The sequence below is a fragment of the Massilia pseudoviolaceinigra genome, from assembly GCF_030846505.1.
Lineage (GTDB): Bacteria > Pseudomonadota > Gammaproteobacteria > Burkholderiales > Burkholderiaceae_D > Telluria_A > Telluria_A violaceinigra.
In genome coordinates, this window is the sequence record NZ_JAVCWL010000080.1 from 1 (window position 1) to 2116 (window position 2116).

Genomic DNA, 2116 nt, shown 5'->3' on the forward strand with positions numbered 1-2116 from the left:
GCCACTCAGCAATAAGCTGAGTGCGACCACGGGTCCAGCGCCAGCAAAGAAAAATGTTTATAACGACGCGGGTAATCTGACCAGCGATGGTACGCTCGTGGTCACTTACAGTGGACGTGGCCGGCCGTACAGTATCCAGAATGGTGCTGTCACGACATACCAGCTGTTCAACGGCATGGATCAGCGCGTATTCCAAAGTTACGGCGGCGGCGTGTTCGTTTATGATGAACGGGGCCAGTTGGTTGGTGAATACAACTATGCCAACGGTAAGGCGACACGCGAAACTGTGTATTTGGGCAACCTCCCGGTGGCGGTGCTGACGCAGACAGTGACGGGTACGGCACCTGCTCAAAACACGGCGATTAACGTCTTCCATATTCATCCGGATCATTTGGGAACCCCACGGATGATCACGCGTCCGCTCGACAACAAGATTGTCTGGCGCTGGGACAACGGCGATCCGTTCGGGCTGACACCACCGACCGAATACTTTAACGGATCAGGTACATTTACGTTCAATTTACGGATGCCGGGCCAGTACTACGACCGAAATACGAGCCTGTTCCACAACTACTTCAGGGATTATGATCCACAAATGGGGCGCTACATCCAGAGTGACCCGATCGGACTTGGCGGTGGCATGAATACCTACGCTTACGTTACCGGCAATCCGCTAAGTAAATACGATTTTTTTGGTTTGGCTGAGCAGCCCTCAACGATAATGTGCGATGGTAAAGGTAACTATATCATCGTCAATAATGATCATGGAAGTACGCGCGAGTGTACTCAGCGCCACGAAGAAGCTCACGTGAAAGATTATCAGCAACGATATGGAGTTAACAGCTGCATGGTTGTTGACGCGCAAGGAAAGTCATCTCCTCGCGATCATGGCACATTGCCGAGTTATGTCGTTGGAAACGTTGATAATATTCAGTTTAAGCGCCAAACGGAATGCAACGCGTATCGTGCCGGCAAGGCATGTCGGGAGAAGTGCCCCGCAGATAAGGACAAGAAAATTGGGATTGAACGCGATGAAAAATTTATTAAAATATATTGTGATTAAGTTCGTGCTTTTTGGTGTTGTAGTGCTCTCGGCGTGTGAATCGCGGTCTGCGCAGAAAACCGTTTCGGGAAACGAACTAGCCGTGGCGACAGCTGCCGCGCAGCACGTCACTAGCACACTAAAGGCTGCGACCGGGCCAGCAGATAAGTCGACGCTGCATCTTTTAAAAGAAGACGCTGTATCGTACGTATTCATTGTGCGCACTGTGAACGTTAATCAATTACCTGGACAGGAATGGCTTATTATTTACCGCAAGCGTGACGCGCGTGTGGAGGTATTGCCAGGACAGTAAGCTTCCGAACCAGTACAACTACTTCAGGGATTATGATCCGCAGACCGGGCGGTACGTTCAGTCCGACCCCATCGGCCTAGACGGTGGCATTAATACTTATATTGAGACGTGGACTCTTTGTTATAGGCCTCACGCTGTTAGCAGGGCTCATAAGAGGCATTTATCTCATGGGGGACCGACTATCCTGAATCTTCCGCACGGTACAGGGCGGATCTTGATCTCGATTTTGGGCTTGGCAAAAAAAACCCGTCCCCATCCCGCTGCTTGTCGCACTGGTGCTGGAACGGCTCGTGGAGATGCTAGAACAAGGGCTTTCGCTAAGACGACGGAGCTTTTTTATTTGGGCTTAGGCTTAGCCGTCCTATGACTCGCGAACTCAATGAAAGTAATTCAATGATTAAATCTGCTCTTCTTGCCTGGATTCTGACATTCTCCTGTGCTGCTCAGGCGTGCACATGTGCGTTTGCGCCACTTGATACAGAGTCCGCGCGCGACGCGAAAGACGTATTTATCTTTCGTTTGACCCAAGCTAAGGTGAAGCACATCAGTGGCGATGAGCGCAGGGGGACGGAAATAATAGGTCAGATAAAAATCATCGATCGACTGCGCGGAGTTAAAAAACTTTCTGATCAAATTAAGTTTTACACTGACACTTGTTGTGGGACTCGACTTGATGTGGGGAGCTATTTTGTGGCGTTTGTATCGGACGCTGGATCTCAATTTGTTGCGCATAACGGCAACGTAGTGGGACTGCGAAGGGA

The 2116-nt window shown here is 50.2% G+C and carries 4 protein-coding genes; all 4 read left to right on the forward strand.

The annotated features are described in order from the left end of the window. Positions 1 to 1063: RHS repeat-associated core domain-containing protein (locus RBA40_RS33050; protein WP_306653115.1), on the forward strand; the 1063-nt coding region annotated here is incomplete at its 5' end. Continuing rightward, on the forward strand, positions 1032 to 1355 hold the full coding sequence (locus tag RBA40_RS33055) for a hypothetical protein (RefSeq protein ID WP_306653116.1): 324 nt from the start codon (positions 1032 to 1034) through the stop codon (positions 1353 to 1355). The genes RBA40_RS33050 and RBA40_RS33055, both read left to right, overlap by 32 nt. Continuing rightward, positions 1330 to 1722, forward strand: coding sequence for an RHS repeat-associated core domain-containing protein (locus RBA40_RS33060; RefSeq protein ID WP_306653118.1), 393 nt, complete (start codon positions 1330 to 1332; stop codon positions 1720 to 1722). The genes RBA40_RS33055 and RBA40_RS33060 overlap by 26 nt, the downstream gene beginning before the upstream one ends. After that, positions 1719 to 2116, forward strand: a 398-nt coding sequence (locus RBA40_RS33065; protein WP_306653117.1) for a hypothetical protein, incomplete at its 3' end; no start/stop codon positions are given. The genes RBA40_RS33060 and RBA40_RS33065, both read left to right, overlap by 4 nt.